The sequence below is a fragment of the Streptomyces neyagawaensis genome (assembly GCF_023516595.1).
In the GTDB taxonomy this organism is placed as follows: Bacteria; Actinomycetota; Actinomycetes; order Streptomycetales; family Streptomycetaceae; genus Streptomyces; species Streptomyces neyagawaensis.
This window is the reverse complement of sequence record NZ_JAMGBG010000011.1, coordinates 152374-173651: the sequence shown is the minus strand read 5'-3', so window position 1 is coordinate 173651 and position 21278 is coordinate 152374. Positions and strand designations below refer to the sequence as shown.

The 21278-nt window shown below is 72.7% G+C and carries 20 protein-coding genes; 12 read left to right on the top strand and 8 right to left on the bottom strand.

Annotated features, from left to right (window positions below):
* Positions 1–23: 23 nt before the first annotated feature.
* Positions 24–1163 carry a dimethylsulfone monooxygenase SfnG gene (gene sfnG, locus M8J73_RS07225; protein ID WP_249828367.1) on the bottom strand — a complete coding sequence of 380 codons (1140 nt, stop codon included), beginning with the start codon at positions 1161–1163 and terminating at the stop codon, positions 24–26.
* Between the two features lie 138 nt (positions 1164–1301).
* Positions 1302–1379 (bottom strand): putative leader peptide, encoded by a 78-nt coding sequence (locus M8J73_RS45475; protein ID WP_359700135.1) that lies wholly within the window; start codon positions 1377–1379, stop codon positions 1302–1304.
* Between the two features lie 143 nt (positions 1380–1522).
* Between M8J73_RS45475 and M8J73_RS07220 the strand changes: the two genes are divergently transcribed.
* A complete protein-coding gene (locus tag M8J73_RS07220; RefSeq protein ID WP_055539853.1) occupies positions 1523–2476 on the top strand; it encodes a LysR family transcriptional regulator in 954 nt (317 codons plus the stop codon).
* 24 nt (positions 2477–2500) lie between these two features.
* Here the strand turns inward: M8J73_RS07220 and M8J73_RS07215 are convergent, their stop codons facing one another.
* Both M8J73_RS07215 and M8J73_RS07210 read right to left on the bottom strand, forming a co-directional pair.
* A complete protein-coding gene (locus M8J73_RS07215) occupies positions 2501–4588 on the bottom strand; it encodes an MMPL family transporter (protein ID WP_055539854.1) in 2088 nt (695 codons plus the stop codon).
* 160 nt (positions 4589–4748) lie between these two features.
* Positions 4749–5246, bottom strand: coding sequence for a MarR family winged helix-turn-helix transcriptional regulator (locus M8J73_RS07210; RefSeq protein WP_055539855.1), 498 nt, complete (start codon positions 5244–5246; stop codon positions 4749–4751).
* A gap of 133 nt (positions 5247–5379) precedes the next feature.
* Between M8J73_RS07210 and M8J73_RS07205 the strand changes: the two genes are divergently transcribed.
* Positions 5380–6912: an SDR family oxidoreductase gene (locus tag M8J73_RS07205; protein WP_249828366.1), complete on the top strand. Its 1533-nt coding sequence runs from the start codon at positions 5380–5382 to the stop codon at positions 6910–6912.
* Positions 6913–7038: 126 nt separating this feature from the next.
* Positions 7039–8406, top strand: coding sequence for a cryptochrome/photolyase family protein (locus M8J73_RS07200; protein ID WP_249828365.1), 1368 nt, complete (start codon positions 7039–7041; stop codon positions 8404–8406).
* Between the two features lie 46 nt (positions 8407–8452).
* Here M8J73_RS07200 and M8J73_RS07195 read toward each other — a convergent pair whose 3' ends face one another.
* The gene (locus M8J73_RS07195; protein ID WP_249828364.1) at positions 8453–9496 is read right to left on the bottom strand and encodes a MerR family transcriptional regulator; all 1044 of its coding nucleotides are present in this window, start codon (positions 9494–9496) and stop codon (positions 8453–8455) included.
* A 99-nt stretch (positions 9497–9595) separates the two neighbouring features.
* Between M8J73_RS07195 and M8J73_RS07190 the strand changes: the two genes are divergently transcribed.
* The 5 genes from M8J73_RS07190 (at position 9596) to M8J73_RS07170 (ending at position 13832) form a co-directional block, all read left to right on the top strand.
* Positions 9596–10174 carry a sigma-70 family RNA polymerase sigma factor gene (locus M8J73_RS07190; RefSeq protein WP_055543294.1) on the top strand — a complete coding sequence of 193 codons (579 nt, stop codon included), beginning with the start codon at positions 9596–9598 and terminating at the stop codon, positions 10172–10174.
* Positions 10175–10486: 312 nt separating this feature from the next.
* Positions 10487–10945: an SPW repeat protein gene (locus tag M8J73_RS07185; protein WP_055543293.1), complete on the top strand. Its 459-nt coding sequence runs from the start codon at positions 10487–10489 to the stop codon at positions 10943–10945.
* Between the two features lie 200 nt (positions 10946–11145).
* Complete coding sequence (locus M8J73_RS07180) at positions 11146–12348, top strand: aminoglycoside phosphotransferase family protein (protein WP_240501751.1); 1203 nt, start codon at positions 11146–11148, stop codon at positions 12346–12348.
* An 88-nt stretch (positions 12349–12436) separates the two neighbouring features.
* Positions 12437–12700 carry a GlsB/YeaQ/YmgE family stress response membrane protein gene (locus M8J73_RS07175; protein WP_055542832.1) on the top strand — a complete coding sequence of 88 codons (264 nt, stop codon included), beginning with the start codon at positions 12437–12439 and terminating at the stop codon, positions 12698–12700.
* A 253-nt stretch (positions 12701–12953) separates the two neighbouring features.
* Entirely contained in the window at positions 12954–13832 is an 879-nt protein-coding gene (locus tag M8J73_RS07170) for a GNAT family N-acetyltransferase (RefSeq protein ID WP_249828363.1), read from the top strand.
* A 16-nt stretch (positions 13833–13848) separates the two neighbouring features.
* Here the strand turns inward: M8J73_RS07170 and M8J73_RS07165 are convergent, their stop codons facing one another.
* Positions 13849–14643, bottom strand: a complete 795-nt coding sequence (locus M8J73_RS07165; protein WP_055540392.1) for a GNAT family N-acetyltransferase — start codon at positions 14641–14643, stop codon at positions 13849–13851.
* Positions 14644–14912: 269 nt separating this feature from the next.
* Between M8J73_RS07165 and M8J73_RS07160 the strand changes: the two genes are divergently transcribed.
* A complete protein-coding gene (locus tag M8J73_RS07160; protein ID WP_055540393.1) occupies positions 14913–16091 on the top strand; it encodes an acyltransferase family protein in 1179 nt (392 codons plus the stop codon).
* On the opposite strand, the gene M8J73_RS07155 is transcribed toward M8J73_RS07160, so the two are convergent.
* Positions 16069–16917 carry a GNAT family N-acetyltransferase gene (locus M8J73_RS07155; RefSeq protein WP_055540394.1) on the bottom strand — a complete coding sequence of 283 codons (849 nt, stop codon included), beginning with the start codon at positions 16915–16917 and terminating at the stop codon, positions 16069–16071. The two genes, M8J73_RS07160 and M8J73_RS07155, sit on opposite strands and share 23 nt — an antisense overlap.
* Before the next feature lie 304 nt (positions 16918–17221).
* Here M8J73_RS07155 and M8J73_RS07150 point away from each other — a divergent pair, with 304 nt between their 5' ends.
* The 3 genes from M8J73_RS07150 (at position 17222) to M8J73_RS07140 (ending at position 20767) form a co-directional block, all read left to right on the top strand.
* On the top strand, positions 17222–18802 hold the full coding sequence (locus M8J73_RS07150; protein ID WP_055540395.1) for an alpha/beta hydrolase: 1581 nt from the start codon (positions 17222–17224) through the stop codon (positions 18800–18802).
* Positions 18803–18927: 125 nt separating this feature from the next.
* Positions 18928–19458 (top strand): DUF4232 domain-containing protein, encoded by a 531-nt coding sequence (locus tag M8J73_RS07145; protein WP_055540396.1) that lies wholly within the window; start codon positions 18928–18930, stop codon positions 19456–19458.
* Between the two features lie 211 nt (positions 19459–19669).
* On the top strand, positions 19670–20767 hold the full coding sequence (locus M8J73_RS07140) for a baeRF3 domain-containing protein (RefSeq protein WP_055540397.1): 1098 nt from the start codon (positions 19670–19672) through the stop codon (positions 20765–20767).
* Between the two features lie 76 nt (positions 20768–20843).
* Here M8J73_RS07140 and M8J73_RS07135 read toward each other — a convergent pair whose 3' ends face one another.
* On the bottom strand, positions 20844–21257 hold the full coding sequence (locus M8J73_RS07135) for an SsgA family sporulation/cell division regulator (protein WP_055540398.1): 414 nt from the start codon (positions 21255–21257) through the stop codon (positions 20844–20846).
* Between the last annotated feature and the right edge of the window lie 21 nt (positions 21258–21278).

Here is a 21278-nt window from a genome sequence, read left to right as displayed (position 1 = left end):
GGTCGAGGGGTCGAGTGGAGCGGTCAGGCGTGCGCGGGGACGGTCACTGCCTCGCCCTCGGTTTCGGGCCCGGTCTCCGGAAGCTGCGCCTCCAGCTCGCGGACGAGGGGCAGGACGCGGCGGCCGAAGCACTCGACCTCCTCGTGGTAGTGGAGGAAGCCCAGCAGGAAGAGGTCGACGCCGAGCCTCTTGTAGGCGACGACGCGCTCGGCGATCTGCTCGGGGGTGCCGATGAGGCCCGTACGGAAGCCGTCGTTGTACTGGATCAGGTCCTCGAAGGAGGAGTCCTGCCACATGCCCTTGCCGTCGGCGGTGGACTGCCCGGCCTGCCGGACCGCTGCGCCGAAGCCCTCGACGGCCTCGCGGTCGGCGTGGGCGACGATCTCCCGGAGGGTGTCGCGGGCCTCGGCCTCGGTGTCACGGGCGATGAGGAAGCCGTTGAGGCCGAACCTCGGTGCCGTGCGCCCGGCGAGGGCGGCGGCGGCGCGTACGTCCGCGATCTGTTCGACGACTCCGTCGAAGTCCTTGCCGTTGGAGAAGTACCAGTCGGAGACCCGGCCGGCCATGGCGCGGGCCGCTGTGGAGTTGCCGCCCTGGAAGATCTCCGGGTGGGGGCGTTCGGGGGTGTTGAGGGGCTTCGGTTTGAGGGTGAAGTCGCGCAGCCGGTAGAAGTCGCCCGCGAGTTCGGTGTGGTCCTCGGTCCAGATCTGCCGCAGGGCGCGGATGAACTCCTCGGAGCGGCGGTAGCGTTCGTCGTGCTCCAGCCAGGGTTCGCCGAGGGCGGTGAACTCGCCCTTGAACCAGCCGGAGACGACGTTCACCGCGAAGCGGCCGTTCGACAGATGGTCCGCGGTGGCGCCGAACTTGGCGAGGACGCCCGGGTGCCAGAGTCCGGGGTGGACGGCCGCGATGACCTTCAGGCGCTCGGTGGCGAGCAGCAGGGCGAGGCTGAAGCTGGTGGACTCGTGCTGGAACTCGGCGCCGTAGCTGGCCATGTAGCGGACCTGGCTGAGGGCGTACTCGAAGCCGTTGTTCTCGGCGAGGACGGCGAGTTCACGGTTGTAGGCGTAGTCCCAGTCGGTGCGCTGCTCGATCTTGCTGGTGACGAGTCCTCCGCTGACATTGGGGACCCAGTAGGCGAATTTCAGGGGTGCGGCGGGCATGCGGAACTCCTGTCGCGGAATGTTTTCGGTCACGCCGAATTCACAGGGCGCGCGGGTGTCACGAAAGGCGTGCGGGCGCGCTGAATTCAGGCGGGAAAAGGGAGGGTTGCGTGGCGGATCGCGAAGTGGGGGAGGCGATCAGGCCGTGGCGCGACAGGAGGCGCTGGAGACGCGTGCGAGGTCGACATGGCGTCGCCGCGTGAGTTCCAGTCGCATCTTCATGCTGTCGATCGTGGCAGCCACCGGTGACGGCAGTCAAGGAGAACCCGACCGGTCTCGTATCGCGGACCATTGAATTTCACGAAGGTGTGACAGGGAAACCCTTGAACGGTCCGGAAATCCGCGCGCATTCTGCTGCGGTGCGAACCGAACAGCTCGAATACCTGGCGGCGGTGACGAGACTCGGGTCGTTGCGCCGCGCGGCCGAGGAACTGCGCCTGTCGCAGCCCGCGTTGAGCGAGACCGTGCGGAACCTGGAGCGGGAACTCGGGGTGGATCTGCTGGAGCGCAAGCGGTCCGGCGCGACGATGAGCGCGTCCGGCCGGGAGCTGCTGCCGCTCATCGTCGAGGTGCTGGACGCGGTGGACCGGTTGCGGGCGGCGGCGGGCGAGCAGCACCGGATCAGCCGGATGGTGCGGGTCGGCACGGTGAACGCGGCCACCGTGCCGTTGCTGATCCCCGTGGTGCGGGAGTTCCGCGCCACGCACCCGGTCACCCAGGTCGAAGTGGTCGGCGCCCAGCAGACCGACATCCACCGGGCCCTGCTGGAGGGCTCCTTCGACCTCGGCCTCGTCAACCATCTGGACGGTGACGACATGCCGGCCGGACTCGAGGCGGTCGAGTTGCTGCGGGGCCGCCCGGTCGTGGTCGTCCGCCCGGACAGCCCCCTCGCGTCCCTGCCCTCGGTGTCACCGGACGATCTGCTCGACGTGCCGCTGATCGGGATGCGTTCGGGGTATGTGATGCACCGCTACGTCCACCGGCTGCTGGAGGGCCGTGCGCCCTCCTTCGCGTACTCCACGGACGGCGCGGAGATGGGCAAGCTGCTGGTCGCGGAAGGGCTCGGGGCCACCGTCCTGCCGGACTTCAGTGTCGTCGGCGATCCGCTGGAGCGGCGTGGGGTGCTCACCCACCGGCCGGTCGCGGACGACCGGACCCGGGTGCTGCTGATGCTCCAGCGGCGCCGTGCGGAGTCGGTGCCGCGGGCGGCCCGGGAGCTGCACGAGGCGTTCGTGCGCCGGGCACGGGAGCTGGGCGCGCGGACCGAACGACAACCCCCAGCGGCCGCCGCGCTCGCCTCAACCGAACCATGACCCCCAAGGGCCCCCGCGGTCACCTCAGTCGCCGTCGGCCACGGTCGTGCCGCGGCTCATGCGGCTCGGCCACCAGGCGCGTTCCCCTATGTCCCGGACCAGGGCCGGTACCAGCAGCGAGCGCACCACGAGGGTGTCGAGGAGGACTCCGAAGGCGACGATGAAGGCGATCTGGGCGAGGAAGGCCAGCGGGATGACACCCAACGCGGCGAAGGTCGCGGCGAGCACGACGCCCGCGGAGGTGATGACGCCGCCCGTGGTGACCAGCCCGCGCAGCACGCCCTCGCGCACGCCGTGCCGCAGGGACTCCTCGCGGACCCGGGACATCAGGAAGATGTTGTAGTCGACGCCCAGGGCGACCAGGAACACGAAGCCGTAGAGAGGCACGGACGGATCGGTGCCGGTGAACCCGAACACGTGCTGGAACACGAGCGCGGAGACGCCCAGCGTGGCGAGGAAGTTCAGGGCCACCGTGGCGACCAGCAGCACCGGCAGCGGCAGCGAACGCAGCAGGCCGACCAGGATGAGGAGGATGACCGCGAGGACGACCGGGACGATCAGGGTGCGGTCGCGTTCGGCGGTGCGCAGGGTGTCGTACTGCTGGGCGGTGTAGCCGCCGACGAGGGCGTCCGCGCCGGATACGGCGTGCAGTCCGGTGCGCAGCCGCGCCACGGTGTCCTTCGCGGCGTCGCTGTCCGCCGCGGCGGTGAGGGTGACGTCGACCCGGACGCGTCCGTCGACGACCAGGGGCCGGCCGCCGGGTCGCCCGGAGCCGCTGACAGCGGTCGCCGAGGCGACCCCGTGGGTGTCGCGGGCCGCGGCGAGCACCCGGTCCAGGCGGTCGACGTCGGCGATGACCACGGCGGGGTTGCCCGAGCCGCCGGGGAAGTGGTCGCCGAGCGTCTGCTGGGCGGCGACGGACGGGGCGTCGTTGACGAAGGTCTCGTCGAGCGGTACCCCCTTGGAGGTGAGCGTCGGCGCGAAGGCGGCCCCGGCGAGCAGGGCGGCCAGGGTCACCGCCCAGACCCGGCGCGGTGCCCGGTCGACGAGGGCGGCGACGCGTCGCCACACGCCCTCGCCGGTCGACGCGGACGCGGGCCGGGCGCCGGGCTTCGCGGGCCAGTAGGCGGCGCGGCCCAGCGCGACGAGGACGGCGGGCAGGAACGTGAGCGTGGCGAGGACGGCGCAGCCGATGCCGATGGCGCCGACGGGTCCGAGCGCCCGGTTGTTGGTGAGGTCGCTGAGCAGCAGGGCCAGCAGGCCCAGCGCGACGGTCGCGGCGCTCGCCACGATCGCGCCCCAGGACTGACGGAGGGCCTCGCGCATCGCGGTGAAGCGGTCGGGTCGGGCGGCGAGTTCCTCGCGGAAGCGGGCGGTGAGGAGGAGGGCGTAGTCGGTGGCCGCGCCGATGACGAGGATGGAGAGGATGCCCTGGACCTGTCCGTCGACGCGGACGACTCCCCGGTCGGCGAGGGCGTACACGACGGCGCAGGCGAGACCGAGGGCGAACACGGCGCCGAGGATGATCAGCAGCGGCAGCAGGACGCTGCGGTAGACGAGCAGCAGGATCACCAGCACCGTGACGAGCGCGACGGCGAGCAGGAGGCCGTCGATGCCGGCGAAGGCGTCCGCCAGGTCCGACTGGCTGGCCGCGGGCCCCGCCAGCCGCACGGTGGTGCCGGGGACGCGTTCGGCGGCGGCCCGGATCCGGTCGAGGGTGCCGGCCAGGTCGTCGCCCAGGTCGGGCCGTAGCGGGACCACGCCCTGGAGGGCCTCCCGGTCGTCGGAGAGCAGGGCGGGCGAGACCGGCCCGGCCAGGCCGGGGCTGTCGGAAAGGGAAGCGAGGGCACGGCCGGCGGAGGCGCGTCGCTCGGGCATGTCCTCCCCCGTCCACACGACGATCACCGGGAGCGTCTCCTCCTGGCGGAAGGCCCGCTGCGCGGCTATGACCTCGGTGGACTCGGCGCTGCGCGGCAGGAACGCGGCCCGGTCGTTGGTGGCGACCTCGCCGAGGCGCCCGGCGTAGGGGCCGAGGACGCCTCCGACGACGAGCCAGACGGCGATCAGCAGCAGGGGGACGAGCCGGCGGGCGCGTCGGGGGGCGGTGGACATGGTGCTCCAGGCGGGCGAGAGATGACTCAACGAAAAACAATCTCAATGATTGAACTTGTTGCGGTTCGCGATCATAGGCGGTGCCTGCTCTTCCGCGGTCACCCGGTCTTCGGATGCACCCGCCGCACGTTCACGGCCTTTGGGTGCACCCGCGGCACGATCAGCGGTGGCGGTCGGCGCCCGTGCCCAGTTCCTCGTTCATCGCCGCGAGGAACCGCAGGACGACGGCCAGTTCCTCACCGGTGAAGCGGGAGCGGGCGGCCTCGGTGGCCTCCGCCAGGGGCCGGAAGTAGGTGCGGGCCGCCGAACGGGCGTCGGCCGCGTAGTACAGGTGGACCACCCGGCGGTCCGCGCTCTCCCGGACGCGGCGTACGTGTCCGGCGCGCTCCAGCCGGTCCACGCAGGCGGTGACGGCCCCGGAAGTCAGTCCGAGGTGTTCGCGCAGGCGTTTGGGAGTCATGGGCTCGTCCGCGTCGAGGATCGCCGCGAGTGCCTGGACGTCCGTCGCGTGCAGTCCGTGGTCACCCGCGAACGCGTGGACGAGCCGGTTGATCTCGCCGTTCATCCGGCGCAGGGCGACGGCGAAGGCGTGCAGATCGGTCGCCGCCGCGGCGGGGCCCTGCTCCCCGTCCTCCGTCTCCCGTCGCGGGTCGTTCACTGTGGCCACGCGGCAAGGGTAGTCGCCGTACCGATCACTCGATCGCGCGGCGCCGGGCCGCCGGTGCATCCGGGACCGGCCCCGAGGGGGAAGTGATGACCGGGGGACGCCGACGCGGAGGACCGAGGGACCGATGACGGGAGAAGCTGAGCGCGGTGCCGGGCCGCTGTGCCTGGTGACCGGTGCGACGGGATACATCGGCGGCCGGCTCGTACCGGAACTGCTGGCGGCGGGTCTGCGGGTGCGCTGTCTGGCCCGCTCCCCGGAGCGGCTGCGCGACCATCCGTGGGCAGAGGCGGTCGAGGTGGTCCGCGGGGACGTGACCGACGCGGAGTCCGTGGCCCGGGCGATGCGCGGGGTCGACGTCGGCTACTACCTGGTGCACGCGCTGGGCACGGGCGACGACTTCGAGGAGACGGACCGGCGGGCCGCGAGGATCTTCGGGGAGCAGGCGCGCGCCGCGGGCGTGGGCCGGCTCGTGTACCTGGGCGGTCTCACCCCGCACGGCGTGCCCGAGGAGAAGCTGTCGCCGCACCTGCGCTCCCGCGCCGAGGTCGGGCGGATCCTGCTGGACTGCGGGGTGCCCACGGCCGTGCTGCGGGCGGCGGTCGTCATCGGCTCGGGGTCGGCCTCCTTCGAGATGCTGCGCTACCTCACCGAGCGTCTCCCGGTGATGGTGACGCCGAGCTGGGTGCACACCCGGATCCAGCCCGTCGCCGTCCGGGACGTGCTGCGCGCCCTCGTGGGCTGCGCCCGGTTGCCGGACGACGTCAGCCGGGCCTTCGACATCGGCGGCCCGGACGTCCTGACGTACCGCGAGATGATGATCCGGTACGCGGCCGTGGCCGGCCTGCCGCCCCGGCTCATCCTGTCCGTGCCGATGCTCACCCCCGGTCTGTCGAGCCACTGGGTCGGGCTGGTGACGCCCGTGCCGGCCTCCATCGCCCGGCCGCTCACCGAGTCGCTGCGGCACGAGGTGGTGTGCCACGAACACGACATCGCGCGGTACGTGCCGGACCCGCCCGGCCATCCGGTCGGCTTCGACGAGGCGGTGCGGCTCGCCCTGCGGCGGGTGCGCGAGGCCCGGGTGACCACCCGCTGGTCGTCCGCCTCCCTGCCCGGCGCGCCCAGCGACCCGCTGCCCACCGACCCCGACTGGGCGGGCGGCAGCCTCTACACGGACCGGCGCGAGCTGTGCGTGGACGCCCCGTGCGCGTCCCTGTGGCGGGTCATCGAGGGCATCGGCGGCGACAACGGCTGGTACTCCTTCCCGCTCGCCTGGGCCGTACGGGGCTGGCTGGACCGGCTGGCGGGCGGGGTGGGCCTGCGCCGGGGGCGCCGGGACGCCACCCGGCTGCGGGTGGGCGACTCGCTGGACTTCTGGCGGGTGGAGGAGATCGAACGGGGCCGACTGCTGCGGCTGCGGGCCGAGATGCGGCTGCCGGGTCTGGCGTGGCTGGAGATGCACGCCGACACGGACGACGCCGGCCGCACGGTCTTCCGTCAGCGCGCCCTGTTCCATCCGCACGGGCTGCTCGGTCACGCCTACTGGTGGAGCGTGGCGCCCTTCCACTCCGTCGTGTTCGGCGGCATGGCCCGCAACATCGCGCGGGCCGCCGTGTCGGACGCCGCCGCCCGCGCGCGGGAGCGAGCCCCCACACGGTGACGCGCGCCGTGACGTGTGTCGCAAGACCACCGGTCACGGCACACGCCCGGCGCATCCGTCGGAGGCCGCTGCCAGGAAGCAACAGGTGATCCGTCTTCTCGCCCCCCGGAGCCACCGGAGCCCCCCATGAACGTCTCGGTCGTCCTGTTCACCTCCGACCTGCGGTTGCACGACCATCCGCCGCTGCGCGCCGCCCTCGACGGGGCGCGCGAGGTGGTCCCGCTGTTCGTACGGGACCGGGCCGTGGCGGATGCCGGGTTCGCGGTGCCCAACCGGCTGGCGTTCCTCGCCGACTGCCTCCGCGATCTCGACTCGGGGCTGCGGGAGCGGGGCGGCCGGCTCGTGGTGCGCTCCGGGGACGTGGTGCGGGAGGTGTGCAAGGTGGCCGCCGAGGCGGAGGCCGACGAGGTGCATGTGGCGGCCGACGTCAGCGGGTACGCGCGGCGGCGCGAGGAGCGACTGCGGCACGCCCTGGAGGCGGAGGGCGTACGCCTGCACGTGCACGACACGGTGGTGGGCGCGGTGGACCCCGGCGCGGTGTCGCCCGCCTCCTCGGACCACTTCGCGGTCTTCACCCCGTACTTCGGCCACTGGTCGCGGCAGCGGCTGCGCGACCCGCTGGCCGCGCCGCGGACCGTGCGGGTGCCGGACGGGGTCGGCTCGGAGGAACTCCCGGCGCGCGAGGGGCTGTCGGGGCTGTCACCGGGGCTGGCCGCGGGCGGCGAGAGGGAGGGCCGCGCGCGGTTCGCGGACTGGCTGCGGTCGGGCATCGCCGCGTACGAGGACCGCCACGACGACCTGGCGGGCGACGCGACCTCGCGGCTCTCGCCCCATCTGCACTTCGGCACCCTCTCCCCCGTCGAACTGGTCCACCGGGCCCGCCGCGTGGGCGGTCCGGGCGCGGAGGCGTTCGTACGGCAGCTGGCGTGGCGGGACTTCCATCGCCAGGTGCTGGCCGCCCGGCCCGCGGCGGCCGCCGCGGACTACCGCGCCAAGCGCGACAACTGGCGGTCCGCGCCGGAGGAGGTCCGGGCCTGGCGGGAGGGCCGCACCGGCTATCCCGTGGTGGACGCGGCCATGCGCCAGCTCCTCCACGAGGGCTGGATGCACAACCGGGGCCGCCTCCTCGTCGCGAGCTTCCTCACCAAGACGCTGTACGTCGACTGGCGGGTCGGCGCCCGGCACTTCCTGGACCTGCTGGTCGACGGTGACATGGCCAACAACCAGCTCAACTGGCAGTGGATGGCCGGGACCGGCACCGACACCCGCCCCAACCGGATCCTCAACCCGGTCACCCAGGCCAAGCGGTACGACCCGGACGGGGCGTACGTACGGCGCTGGGTACCGGAGTTGGCGGACGTGGCAGGACCGGCCGTGCACGAGCCGTGGAAGCTCCGGGGCCTGGACCGCGCCGCGCTGGACTACCCGGACCCGATCGTCGACCTCGCCGAGGGCCGGGAGCGCTTCCTGCGCGGGCGCACGGGAACGCCGTAACTCCCGGACGGCGCGCAGGACACAGGGGCGCGCGGCGCCCGGCGGCTCAGGCCCGACCGTACAGGTCGGCGAGCACGTCCACCGCCTCGCCGAGCGCCGACGGGCGGACCATGCCCTCCGCGGGGCGCCCGTACCAGCCGGGGCCGCCGAGCACGACGACGGGTTGGCGGCGCGCTCCCTTCACGCCCCAGCGCGCGGCGGCGACATGGCGGGCCAGGGGGACGCTCGCCGTGGAGCGTGCCTGCGCCCAGAGGACGACGGCGGTCGGCCCCAGTCGGTCGACCGCCGCTGCCAGGGCCTCGGCGGGGACGGCGGCGCCGAACATCCGGCTGGGCAGACCGAGTTGGCTCAGGACGGCGTTGAGGGCCTCCAACGGAAGGGTGTGCTGTTCGCCGGGGACACAGGCGAGGACCACCGGGCCGGGGGCCGCGGTCTCGTGCCGTGATCCGGCGGGTGCGGCGCAGCGGCGCAGGACCGTGGAGACGTGCCACGACAGCAGGTGCTCGACCTCGACGTAGCGGTCCCCGGACGACTCCCACTTGCGGCCCACCGCGTGCAGCGTCGGCACCATCACCTCCTGCCAGGCGACGGTGACGCCGTACCGCTCGACGACCCCCGCGAGCCGCTCCTCGACCGCCGGCGCGTCGAGCCGTACGGCGGCCCGGGCGAGCCCTCTGCGCTCCTGGCGCACATCGGCGACGGTGGGAGCGGCGGCCCCGGCGGCTGAGGCAGCGGGGGCCGGGGTCTGCGGCCGGGCGGGGGCGGGCGCTCGCCCACCGCCCACGGCCTCACCCAGGAGGTCTCCGTCCTCCTCCCAGTCGTCGGGGCCTCCTTCGCCCGCGCCCTTCTTCGCCGCGCGCGCCGCCTCCGCCGTCGGCACCCCGGCGGAGGTCAGGCGGCACATCGTCTCGACCATCGCGACGTCCTGCGGGGTCCAGCGCCGGTGCCGCCCGTCGGGGCGGACGGCGGGCCCGATGCCGTATCGCCGGTCCCAGGAGCGCAGGGTCGTGGGCGACACGCCCAGTCTCCGCGCCACGGCCCCGGTGGTGAGCCCCGCGTCGACGGGGGTTTCGTCCCTGAACAGACCCATACGACGACTATACGATGCAGAACCGATGCGAGTTGAGGACGTCTTGTCCCGCCTCGCACGATGACGGCATTCCCACCGCCTACGCGAGGAGCCGTCCTCATGAGCCCTGTCCGCACGGGCGCGCCGCCCGCCGCCGATGACGAACTGGCGCGGGGCCTGGCGGCGGGCGACGAGACATGCCTGGCGGTCGCGTACGAACGCTGGTCGGCGCTGGTGCACGCCCTCGCCCGGCGGAGCCTCGGCGACACGGCGGAGGCGGAGGACGTCACCCAGCAGGTGTTCCTCGGGGTGTGGCGCGGGCGCCACGGGTACCGGGCCGAGCGGGGCGCGGTCGGCGCCTGGATCGTGGGCATCACCCGACGCAGGATCGCCGACGCCCTGTCCGCACGGACCCGTCGGGCGGACCTGGCCGCCTCCGCGGGCACCGCGCTGGCACTCGCCGGGCGTCCGGGCCGCGGCAAGGATCCCGAGGCCGTGCTCGACCGCGTACTGATCCGCTCGGAGCTGGCCCGACTGCCCGCACCGCAGCGACGGGTCCTCCACCTGGCCTTCTTCGAGGACCTCACCCAGACGCAGATCGCGGAACGCACGGGCCTGCCCCTGGGCACGGTCAAGAGCCACACCCGACGCGGGCTGCGACGCCTGCAGGGACGCCTGACCGAGAACGACCGCATGTGACCTTCACACGAACATCCTCATTCGCTACATGAACGATGCAGACCGATCCGGCCTGCCCGCGCATTCCTGCATCCGAACCGCTCCCCGCACCGGAAGTGGATGCGGCGGGGCCGAACGGCCGCACCGCCGCCCCCGGTCGGCGCTCCCGGCCGGATCCGTCCCCGGGGAACGGTCGGCGATCCCCGGGGACGGTTTCAGCTGCTCGACGATATCTACACATAAAGGAGAAATAAGAGCAGAATGAGCGTACGCGGCCCTTTCCGCACACCCCCTCGGACGCGGTCAGGCTGCCGAGTTCAAAGGAGTCGAGTCATGGCCAACCTCTCACACAGGAGTGACATCACCAGCCACCCTGATGTAACCGAAATGCGGGCCCGGTACGACCGCATGCTCGGTGGTCGCGATGTGGCGCTCGTCGACGGACCGGTGTTCCTGCTCGGTCTGTACTGCGCCGTTTCCCCATGGATACTCCACTACACCACGAGCCAGCCCTCGCTGGTGCCCCACAACCTGATCGTGGGCATAGCGATCGGCCTGCTGGCCCTCGGCTTCACCGCAGCACCGGAGAGGATGTACGGCCTGAGCTGGGCCATGTGCGCCCTCGGAGTCTGGATGATCATCGCGCCGTGGATCGTGGGCGACAGCCCCGACGCCGGTGTCGTGGTCAACAACATCATCATCGGCGCCCTCGCTCTGGTCCTCGGACTGCTGTGCGCCGGCGCATCGGTGGCGAAGGGCGGCTCCCGGGCCTCCCGTACTCCGCCGATGTAGAACAGAAGACCCGCGAGGGGTACTGACGGCCGATCCGCCCCGGCGGGTCGGCCGTCGCCGTACGGGGAGCCGCGCGGGAGGGCCGCGTGGAGGCTGGGCGGGGGCCGCATGGGGGGGCGGGCGGGGGCTGGGAACGCGCTGCTGTTCCCCGGCCGATATTCGTTCGCCAGGGGGCCGCCCTCGCCCGCACACTGGCGGCCGTGAGTCGAACCGTCAGCGCATGGGTGACCTCGGGTGGCGACTTCGTCGGGGTCACCGGCCCGTTCCCCGTCGATGTCCCCTGGTGGGCCGAGGTCGAGCAGGTCGTGCGGCACCTGGAGCAGATCCTCCACGTGCCCGTCCTGGTCCTGCGTCTCCTCTCCGTCGACGGGGGTGAGGGCGGTCGGGACGGCCATGTGACCTACCACGTCGAGGCGTTCGAGCCGCCGAGGCCCGGCGCGCTGGAGCAGCGGCAGGTGGACCGGGCGCTGTGGAGCGGCGACGAGCCCCTCCGGTCGCCGTGGGCACGGGCCGACGGGCTGCGGGAGTTGCTCGACTGGGCCCGGCGGACACTGTCGGACCAGGGGCGACCGGTGACGGGGCCGGTCGAGCAGCGGCGGACCTGGAACCTGGCGGGGCTGTTCCGGCTGCCCACCGGACGCGGCCCGGTCTGGCTCAAGGCCACCCCTCGTTTCGCCTCCGACGAGGCGACCGTCATCGCCGCGTTCGCCGAGGTCGCCCCGGGGCTCGTCCCCACCGTGCTCGGCGCCGCCGAAGGGCGCGTCCTGCTGGAGCACATCCCCGGCGAGGACTGCTGGAACGCTGATGCCCGCACCGTCGAGGCCGGGATACGTCGCTTCGTCGCCGCCCAGGCCGCACTGGCCGGCCGACGGCCACCGGGACTGCGGGACCGGCGCGACACGACGCTCGCCGGTCTCGTGCGCCGCCTCCTGGACGGCGCCGTCCCGCTGGAGATCAGCGCGCGGGAACGGGACACGGCACGGGAGTTGACGGACCGCTGGGAACTGCTCGCCGCGTGCGGACTGCCCGACACGCTGGTACACGCCGACTTCCATCCCGGCAACTGGCGCGGCGACGGCGGCCCGCCCGTCGTCATGGACTTCGCCGACGCCCACTGGGGCAATCCGGTCCTGGACTGTCTGCGCCTGCAGGACCATCTGCCCGAGGCGGTGCGGGCGACGGCCGTCCGCACCTGGGTGGACGCCTGGCGGTCCCACGTCCCCGGGAGCGATCCCGCGCGTGCGCTCGCGCTCGCCGAACCCCTGGCGCATCTGACGTACGCCGTGCGCTACCAGGAGTTCCTGGACGGCATCGAGCCCTCGGAGCGGCCGTACCACGAGGCCGACCCGTCCACGGTGATCCGGAGGGCGGTGCGATGTGCCGCGCGTCCGGGCGGTTCGTGAAGAACCTGAAACCGAAACGGACTGCGCTCGCGTTCGAAGGGCACTCGCATGCCGCGGGGGTCACGACGAAGGGGCGGAGAACAAACAGATGGAGATCGACGGCATCATCAGTGCCATCATCATCGGCATTGTGATCGGTGTCCTGGGACGGCTGGTCGTCCCGGGTCGGCAGCGCATCGGCATCCTGCTGACGATTCTCGTCGGCATCGTCGCCGCGCTCATCGGATCCGCGATCGCCGCGGGGATCGGCGTGGCCGACACCAACGGCGTCGACTGGGTCGAGTGGCTCATCCAGATCGCACTCGCGGCACTGGGCGTCATGGCGCTGGACCGCGCCAAGGCCCGACACTGAGGTGACGTCGGGCTAGGGCAACGGAACCCGGCGCGACGACGCGGACGTAACCGGGGCGGCACCCGCTACGAACGCCGCCCCGGCGCTGCCGCGCGGTCACAGCCGCCGGTGATGCCAGGCGCCGCAGCGATAGGTGCCGGGTGCGGCCGTAATTCCGTTGTGGGACAGCCGTTGCCCCGGCTAGCGTGCCCCGACTCGGCAGCCGGGGTTACCCGGTTCGCCGCCCGCCTCGCCGACCAGCCTCGGAGCCCTCTTGCCCCCGCGTATCACCCCGCTCGCCGACCCCTCCCCCGCCCTGTCCAGCCGCCGGTTGGCCTGGCTGGCCTCCGGGGGCGACGGTGAGCCCCTCGGCTCGGCCTTCCTGCGACTGTTCACCAAAGAGGGCCAGACACATCTGGCCGAACTCGAACTCACCGTGCACCCGGCCGAGCGGCGGCGCGGTGTGGGCACGGCTCTGCTCGACGCGGCGGTCGGCGCGGCCAGGAGCGAAAGCCGCCGGACCGTCGTCGCACAGGCCCGGCAGGGCTCCCCCGGTGACGCGTTCCTCGCGGCGCGCGGCTTCCGCGACGTACTGACGCTGACGTACGCCCGCCTGGACCTCGCGGACCTGGACCTCGACCACGTCCGCCGCGTCGCGGAGCAGCCCCGCCCCGGCTACCACCTGACCGCCTGGGCCGGTGTCGTGCCCACCGATCTGGCCGAAACCTACGCGGCCTCCCGCCGCGCGATGGACGACATGCCGATGGGCGACACCGACTACGGGACGGTGGTCTGGGACGTCGAGCGGCTCGTGGCGGCCGCCGAGACGATCGAGAAGCGCGGCGACTCGCTCCACACGGTCGCGGCGGTGGACTCGTCGGACGGCACGATCGTCGGTTTCTCGGAGCTCGTGCTGCCCGCCGGCGGCGAGGGCGACGGGCAGCACTACGGCACGGCGGTCCTGCCCGAGCACCGGGGCCACGGGCTGGCGTTGAAGATGAAGGCAAAGGCCGTCCTCCACGCCCACAGCCTGTACCCGGGCATCGCCCTGCTCACCGACACGGCGGAGGACAACGCGCCGATGCGCCGCGTCAACGACCGGCTCGGTTACCGGCCCACGCACCGGGCGGTGGAGTACCAGCTCGGCCTGTGACGGACGCCAGGCGGCGTCACACCGCCCCGGCCCCGCCCACGGCGTACTCGTACGGTGTCGTCGTCGTGAGCGGCTCGAAGCCGAGGCGGGCCAGGATCGGGCGGCTGCGGGCGAGGGCGTCGACCTGGACGTAGCGGTAGCCGCGGTCGGCGGCGACCCGGGCGCGATGGGCGACGAGGGCCCGGTAGACGCCCCGGCCACGCCAGTTCTCCACGGTGCCGCCGCCCCACAGGCCGGCGAAACGGGTGCCCGGGAGGAGCTCCATGCGGGCGGCGCTCACCGGTTCGTCACCGGCGAGGGCCACGACCGCCACGACCGTGTCGGTGTCCCCGCCGAGCTGGGCGAGAAGCTGGTTCCGCATCCGGGAGCTGTCCGTGCCGAACGCCTTCTCATGGACGTCGGCCACCATCGCCACGCCCTCCGCGTCGGTGACGGGCAGGATGCGGACGCCCTCGGGCGGGTCGACGTCGAGGGTGAGGTCGGCGACCTCGGCGACCATCAGCGTCTCTTCCGGGGCGGCGGTGAATCCGGCCGCGCGGAGTCTTCTCCCCAGGTCCACGGGCAGGTCGTGTCCGTACAGCTTCCACTCGAAGTCACGGCCGAGCCCGGAGAAGTAGCGGATCTGCTCGGCGATGGCCGCGTCGGCGCCCGCCTCGTCCAGATCGGACCAGACGACTCCGCTCCAGCCGTTCTCGGAGCCGACCTGACGCACCACCCCGCCCGCGCGCTCGATCCGGGCTCCGGGACTGTCGGGGCGGGCGCCCTCGCGCATGTCCCGGTCGAACAGTGCCAGCACAGCAGCGTGATCCATACGGTCACTCCATCATCACTCGTTCGCCCTGGCAACGGGTGTCGCTCGCGGAAAGGGGTGTGATTCGGACACACGACGGAGGGTGCACCCCGCACAGGGCATTCGAACGGTCCCGAGGACGGGAGTGGTGTCGAGAGCGGGCGCGGCCGACGAAGACGAAGACAGAGACGGAGACGAAGACGGAGACGGTCGTAACCGACGACGACTGAGACTGCCGGAACGGGGCAGGCGGTCCGGGTCCGTCGTCGTTGACCGGAGAACTACTTTCGATGCCTGAAGACGTGGCGCAGCACTCCCGTCCCGCCCTGACGGCCCCGTCCGACCGGGACGGTCCCTCGGTGGGGCGTGGGTCGCGGGACCCGTACTTCGACAACGCGAAGTACCTCACCCTCGTCCTGGTGGCGTGCGGGCACGCCTGGGAGCCGCTGACGTACGGCAGCCGGGCCGCGACGGCCGCGTATCTGACGGTCTACGCCTTCCACATGCCGGCCTTCGCCCTGATCTCCGGCTACTTCTCGCGGAACTTCGACATGGCGCCCGGCCGACTGAGGCGGCTGCTGACCGGGGTGGTGGTGCCGTACGTGGTGTTCGAGACCGCGTACACGCTGTTCTACCGGTGGGCACAGGACGACCCGGGGTATCCGCTGAGCCTGCTGGACCCCTGGTACGTGATGTGGTTCCTGGTCGCGCTGTTCGTCTGGCGGGTGACCACCCCGGTGTGGCTGGCGCTGCGGTACCCGGTGCCGGTCGCACTCGGTCTGGCGACGCTCGCGGCGGTCTCGCCGGACCTCGGCGGGGACATCTCCATCCAGCGCGTCCTGGGGTTCCTGCCGTTCTTCGTGCTGGGGCTGACCCTGCGCCCCGAGCACTTCGAGCGGCTCCGCGGCCGCCGGGTGCGGCTCGGGGCGCTCGTCGTGGGTGTGGGGGCGCTCGTGACGGCGTACGGGGTGGCCCCGTGGTTCGACGCGGGCTGGTTCTACCACCGGGGCAGTGTCACCGGGCAGGGTGCCTCCCGCTGGGCGGGGCTGCTCACCACGCCCGCGCTGTTCGGTCTGGCGGTGCTGCTGACGGCCTGTTTCCTGGCCTGGGTGCCGCGTCGGCACATGTGGTTCACGGCGCTGGGCACGGGCACGATGTGCGGCTATCTGCTGCACGGTTTCGTGATCAAGTGGGCCCGCTTCCGGGACTGGTACGCCGCCGAGTGGCTCCACACCCCACTCGGGCAACTCGCGGTCACGGCCGTCGCGGTCGCCGGCATCACCCTGCTGTGCACGTCCCCCGTACGCGCCGTGCTGCGCTGCGTCGTCGAGCCGCGCATGGAGTGGGCGTTCAAGCGGCCGACCGCCGCAGAACCGTCGGCAGCCGCGCCCTCGGCGGTGGACGCGGCGTCGTCACCATCCTCGCAACGGGCGACCGCCAAGGCCGCTAGCCGAGCTCCAGAGTCGTGACCCCGAAGACGCGGTCGTGGGCGTACGGCCGGATCGGGCCGGTGTACATGCGGGCCGTCTCGAAGGACGGCGTCAGCCCGTACTCCTCGGCCAGGGAGACCGCCGCCGTGTTCTCCTCGGGAATGTCGATGGCGAACACCCGGCCCGCGGCCTCGGCGGCCAGGCCCGCGAGGAGCGCCCGGGCGTCCGCGGCGGTGTCCGCGAAGAGCGGGCCGACGCGCAGCGCGTCCCGGCCGGGTCGGATGACCCCGTAGCCGGTGAGCCGTCCGTCGACGACCCGGGCGAGGGCCCGGTGCCCCTCGGTGGTCAGCCAGCGCTCCAGGAAGCGGGGGCGGTCGGCGGCGCAGCAGGCGCTGTCGTACGCGGCGACGGTCTGAGGGTCCTCGACGGGCCGGACGTCCGCGGGCACCTCCACCCAGGGGGCCGTTCCCGTGTAGCGGAAGGTGCGGTAGGCGAACTCGAAACCGGACTGCCGGTAGTTGTGCTGCTGCGCGACCACCCCGTCGAGCCCGACGGTGCGGCCCCCGGCGTGGGCGAGAGCGGTCTTCCACGTCGTGAGGCCGTGGCCGCGGCCGCGCTGGTCGGGGCGGACGAGGTAGAAGCCGAGGAAGGCGTAGTCGGCGTCGTAGGTGACGACGGAGACGGACGAGACCGGCTCTCCGTCGACCCTGCCGATGAAGAAGCCGTCGGGGTCCTGGGCGAAGAAGCACGGCGCGTCGGAGAGCCCCGGGTTCCAGCCCTCCTCCCCCGCCCATGCGGCGACCACCGCCCAGTCGTCGAGCGTGGCCCGGCTGACGACGAGGTCCTGAGCCCCCGAAGTGGTCATCTGTGCGCTCCGTTCGATGAGGTCGCGAGTGCGGTGGTCGGCCGCACGTCCGCAGCATCCTGGTCGAATCCGGTGGCCGTCGCGACGCGGGATACGGACGAGATCTGTCGGCCATCGGGCTTCGCGGCGGCCGGATTCACGCGGACGGGTGAGAGGTGTCCGACCAGTGCCGACGGGTGTCGCGGCGCAGGCTACGGCAGGTTCGGGCAGCCCGCCCGCCGGGAGGCGTGGGCGCGGGAGCCCGCCTATCGTGATCCGGGGGTCGTCCCCGGTCGCCCCTGGCCGGGTGCCCCTGGAGGCACGCATGCGGTCCACGCGCAGACGGCGTCCGTTCAGCGGAGCCGCGGTCATGGTGCTGGCCCTGCTGGGGGCCGGGTTGCCGGCCGCGGCGGCGGGCGCCGACGAGCAGGACGACGAGCAGCCCGACCTGTCCCGCTTCTACGACCAGAAGATCAAGTGGCGCAGATGCACGGGCGTGGAGATGCCCAAGGATCTGCGCTGCGGCAAGGTCACCGTGCCCCTCGACTACGCGCGGCCCGGGAAGGGGACGCTCGACCTGGCGTTGGCCCGCTACCGGGCGACGGGCGACTCACGGGGCAGCCTGCTGCTGAACTTCGGTGGCCCCGGCGGCCCGGGCGTCCCCGAACTGGCCTACGGCGGCGCGGAGTTCATGGCCCTCACCAAGGGGTACGACGTCGTCTCCTTCGATCCGCGCGGCGTCGGCCGCTCCTCCCCCGTGAGCTGCGGCGAGGGCACCGACGAGGCCATGGAGGCGACGGACGACGGCAACGACGCGAACGACCCCGAGGTCGCGCTCAAGCAGTTGAAGAAGGCCGCCGCGGCCTGCGGCAGGCACTCCGGTCCCGTGCTGCCGCACATCGGCACGGTGAACGCCTCCCGCGACCTGGACGTGATGCGTGCCGCCCTCGGCGACAAGAAGCTCAACTACCTCGGCTTCTCCTACGGGACCCGGCTCGGCGCGGTGTACGCGGCGCAGTTCCCGAAGAAGGTGGGCCGCATGGTGCTCGACGGCGTCGACACCCTCACCGAGCCGCTGGCGGAGCAGGGCCTCGTCGGTGCCCAGGGCCAGCAGACCGCGCTGGAGGACTATCTCGACGCGTGCGCCGAGCAACTGACCTGCCCGTTCGGGCAGGACGCCCGCTCGGCCCGGGAACAGGTCGTCGACCTCGTCGAGTCGCTGGACGAGTCCCCCGTGCCGACGGACTTCGGGCCGGAGTTCTCCGGGCAGGACCTGGTGGGCGCCATCAGCCAGGCCCTCTACAGCGAGCAGATGTGGCCCGCGCTGACGCAGGCCCTCAACATGCTCGTCCACGACGGCGACACCCGGGGCGTCGTGGCGCTCGCGGGCGGTGGCATGAGCAGGCCTCCCCGGTCCGCCACCCCGAGTCCGAGCGGTGGGCTCGTCGACGAGGAGGACGTGCCGCTCGACAACGTCCCCGCCGCGCTGATGGCGATCAACTGCGCCGACGACCCCGACCGGCCCACCGCCGGCCGGATCACGGAGGAGATCGCGGACCTGCGCGCCGCGTACGAGGACGCCTCCCCGGTGTTCGGCAAGTATCGCCTCACGCAGGTGCTGATGTGCTACGGCCGCCCGAAGGGCACCGACTTCATCCGTGAGGAGGTGCGGGACGTGGACACCCCGAGGATGCTGCTGGTGGGCACCCGGGGCGACCCCGCGACGCCGTACCGCTGGACCGTGGAGACGGCGAAGCGCCTCGGCTCCTCGGCGGTCGTCCTCGACAACAAGGGGAAGGGACACACCGGGTACGCGTCGTCGAAGTGCGTGCGCGAGACGGTCGACGAGTTCCTGCTGTACGGCTCGCTGCCCGACGACGGAAGTTCATGCGGAGCCGACGACTGAGCATCAGGCGTGTAACACGGGCGGATCGGCTACAACCCTGCTCGCACCTCGCCCGTCACACTGGGTGTGCGTCGCATTTCACGCGACCCGCACTCGTATGTGACCGAACCTGGGGGAATACACCGATGCGTATCCGTTCCGTCCTCACCGTCTCGACCGTGGCGACCGCCGGCGCCGCGCTGCTCCTCGCGGCCGCGCCGCAGGGTCTGGCCGCCCAGCCGGCCGCCAAGGTTCCCGTCTGCAAGGCGAAGGTCCTCAAGATCGGCGCCAAGCAGGCGAAGGACACGAGGATCGTGCACATCACCGTCAAGAACACCGGCACCCGTACGTGCACGATCGACCGCCTGCCCGTGGTCACCTTCGGCGACCTGGACGGGTCGGCCCAGCCTGTGCCATCGGGCGAGAGCGGGCCGTACAAGCTGGGCGCCGGGAAGACGGCGTATGCGACGGTCCGCACGATCGCCGACCTCAAGGACCCCGAGGCGCGCCGCGTCGACACGATCGGCGTGTCGGCCAACCCGAACCTCGGCGGCCGGCTGTTCACGCTGAAGCAGCTGGGCGCGACCAAGAAGGTGAAGGTCTGGGAGCCGGTGACGACCTGGTGGAAGGCGTCCCAGGCCGCCGCGGACAAGTCGCTGAAGAAGGAAGTCGGCTGACACGCACGGCGGGCACCCGCCGCCACTGAACGACCGAGTCGGGCCCGTCGGGCGCGCACCCTCACCGGTGCGCGGCGGCGGGCCCGACCCGTGCTCGCCGTCGGCCGACCCATCCCTCTCACCCGCGGCCCGGTCCGGACTCCGACCTGCCGCGAAGGGTGACCTGGATACCCCAAATGCCCGACACGCGAATCAGTCCTATCGTGAAGTCATGGAGCATGCCCTCAGCCCCGCGACCCTCACCGAACTGCGCCGTCCGCGGCCGTACCCCGCCGTGTCGGTGCTGACGCCGACGCATCGGCGGGAACCGGAGAACGCCCAGGATCCGGTCCGGCTCCGCAATGTGCTCGCCGAGGCGAAGAAGCAGCTGGACCACGATCCCGCGGTCACCCGTGAGCGGCGCAACGACGTCGTAGAGCAGTTGGACCGCGCGCTGGCCGAGGTGGATCTGACGCACGCCGAGGACGGTCTGGCGATCTTCGCTGCGCCGGGCGAGCACCAGGTGTGGTCACTGGCCCGGCCGGTACCGGAGCGCGTGGTGCTCGCGGACACCTTTCTGACCCGGAACCTGGTGGCCGCGCAGGCCGCCGAGCGCCCCTTCTGGGTGCTGTCGGTCTCCTCCGACCGGGTCGCACTGTGGAGCGGCGGCGGCGACCGGGTCACGCCCGCGCGCGCCGGCGGGTTCCCGCTCACCCGGGACCGCGACAACTTCGACGCGGAGCGGCAGCAGCGGATCGGCGACATGCCGAGCGCCTTCCAGGACGAGGACACCCGGCACTTCCTGCGGGACGCCGACACCGCGATGAGCCGGGTGCTGCGTACGCATCCGCGGCCCCTGTACGTGACGGGCGAGACGGCGGCGCTGTCCCTGCTCGACGAGATCGGCACCGTCACCAAGGACGCCACCCACATTCCGCACGGTGGTCTGGCGCACGGCACCCCGGACGCGGTGTGGCAGGCGATCGCCCCGATGATCGAGGCCGAGAACCGCAGGAACGTCGACACGGTGGCCCGGCGGCTGGAGGCGGCCCGCGGCAGCAAGGCGTTCGCGGCCGGCGTCGACGAGGTCCGGCAGAACGCGGAGCAGGGCCGCGTCCAGCTCCTGGCCGTCGAGGAGAACTACCGGGCGGCCGTCCGCGCCGACGGCGGAGTCCACCTCGTCCCGGCGGAGAGCGGCGAGCTGGACGCCCGCGACGACATCGTGGACGAGATCGTCGAACGGTGCCTCGACACCGGGGCCGAGGTGCGGTTCGTGCCCGACGGCGCCCTCGGCGACGCGCGCGGCATCGCGGGCGTCCTCCGCTACTGAACCCGCCGCCCGCGTACCGAGCCCGTCGCCCCGCACTACTGAGCCCGCCGTCCCGCGCCACCGGGCGCGCCGCCGGTCAGACGCCGTCGAAGAGGGCCGTCAGGCCTCGGTCGACGGCCCGTCCGACCGGCTCGCTGCCGGAGCCGACGACGGCGAAGGTGCGCACCAGGAAGCGCCGGAGGGCGGCGGTGTCGAACCGGAGCAGGGCCATGCCGTGCGGCGAGTGCAGCTCCACGACCGTGCGGGTGCGCCCGCAGGGCCAGATGTGCACGTCCCCGGTTCCGGCGGGCTTCCGCAGCCCCTCGTCGAGCAGCTCGCGGGCGAACGTCCAGGTCACCATGGACCCGCTGAGCGAGATGTCCGCGGGAAAGTCGAGATGCACGGCCAGCGGGTCGTCGGAGGTGTAGCGCAGCGTGGTGGGCACCGGCAGCTCGCGGTCCTCGGCCGTGACCAGGAGGACTCGTGCGGGCTGTTCCAGTGTGACGGTCATGCGCGCTCTCCGTTTCGGATC

Excerpts from the sequence above, each read along its gene's own strand:
- sfnG (WP_249828367.1), bottom strand. The coding sequence starts at position 1,163 with ATGCCCGCCGCACCCCTGAAATTCGCCTACTGGGTCCCCAATGTCAGC.
- M8J73_RS45475 (WP_359700135.1), bottom strand. The coding sequence starts at position 1,379 with ATGCGACTGGAACTCACGCGGCGACGCCATGTCGACCTCGCACGCGTC.
- M8J73_RS07215 (WP_055539854.1), bottom strand. The coding sequence starts at position 4,588 with ATGTCCACCGCCCCCCGACGCGCCCGCCGGCTCGTCCCCCTGCTGCTG.
- M8J73_RS07205 (WP_249828366.1), top strand. The coding sequence starts at position 5,380 with ATGACGGGAGAAGCTGAGCGCGGTGCCGGGCCGCTGTGCCTGGTGACC.
- M8J73_RS07200 (WP_249828365.1), top strand. The coding sequence starts at position 7,039 with ATGAACGTCTCGGTCGTCCTGTTCACCTCCGACCTGCGGTTGCACGAC.
- M8J73_RS07195 (WP_249828364.1), bottom strand. The coding sequence starts at position 9,496 with ATGGGTCTGTTCAGGGACGAAACCCCCGTCGACGCGGGGCTCACCACC.
- M8J73_RS07190 (WP_055543294.1), top strand. The coding sequence starts at position 9,596 with ATGAGCCCTGTCCGCACGGGCGCGCCGCCCGCCGCCGATGACGAACTG.
- M8J73_RS07185 (WP_055543293.1), top strand. The coding sequence starts at position 10,487 with ATGGCCAACCTCTCACACAGGAGTGACATCACCAGCCACCCTGATGTA.
- M8J73_RS07175 (WP_055542832.1), top strand. The coding sequence starts at position 12,437 with ATGGAGATCGACGGCATCATCAGTGCCATCATCATCGGCATTGTGATC.
- M8J73_RS07165 (WP_055540392.1), bottom strand. The coding sequence starts at position 14,643 with ATGGATCACGCTGCTGTGCTGGCACTGTTCGACCGGGACATGCGCGAG.
- M8J73_RS07160 (WP_055540393.1), top strand. The coding sequence starts at position 14,913 with ATGCCTGAAGACGTGGCGCAGCACTCCCGTCCCGCCCTGACGGCCCCG.
- M8J73_RS07155 (WP_055540394.1), bottom strand. The coding sequence starts at position 16,917 with ATGACCACTTCGGGGGCTCAGGACCTCGTCGTCAGCCGGGCCACGCTC.
- M8J73_RS07150 (WP_055540395.1), top strand. The coding sequence starts at position 17,222 with ATGCGGTCCACGCGCAGACGGCGTCCGTTCAGCGGAGCCGCGGTCATG.
- M8J73_RS07145 (WP_055540396.1), top strand. The coding sequence starts at position 18,928 with ATGCGTATCCGTTCCGTCCTCACCGTCTCGACCGTGGCGACCGCCGGC.
- M8J73_RS07140 (WP_055540397.1), top strand. The coding sequence starts at position 19,670 with ATGGAGCATGCCCTCAGCCCCGCGACCCTCACCGAACTGCGCCGTCCG.
- M8J73_RS07135 (WP_055540398.1), bottom strand. The coding sequence starts at position 21,257 with ATGACCGTCACACTGGAACAGCCCGCACGAGTCCTCCTGGTCACGGCC.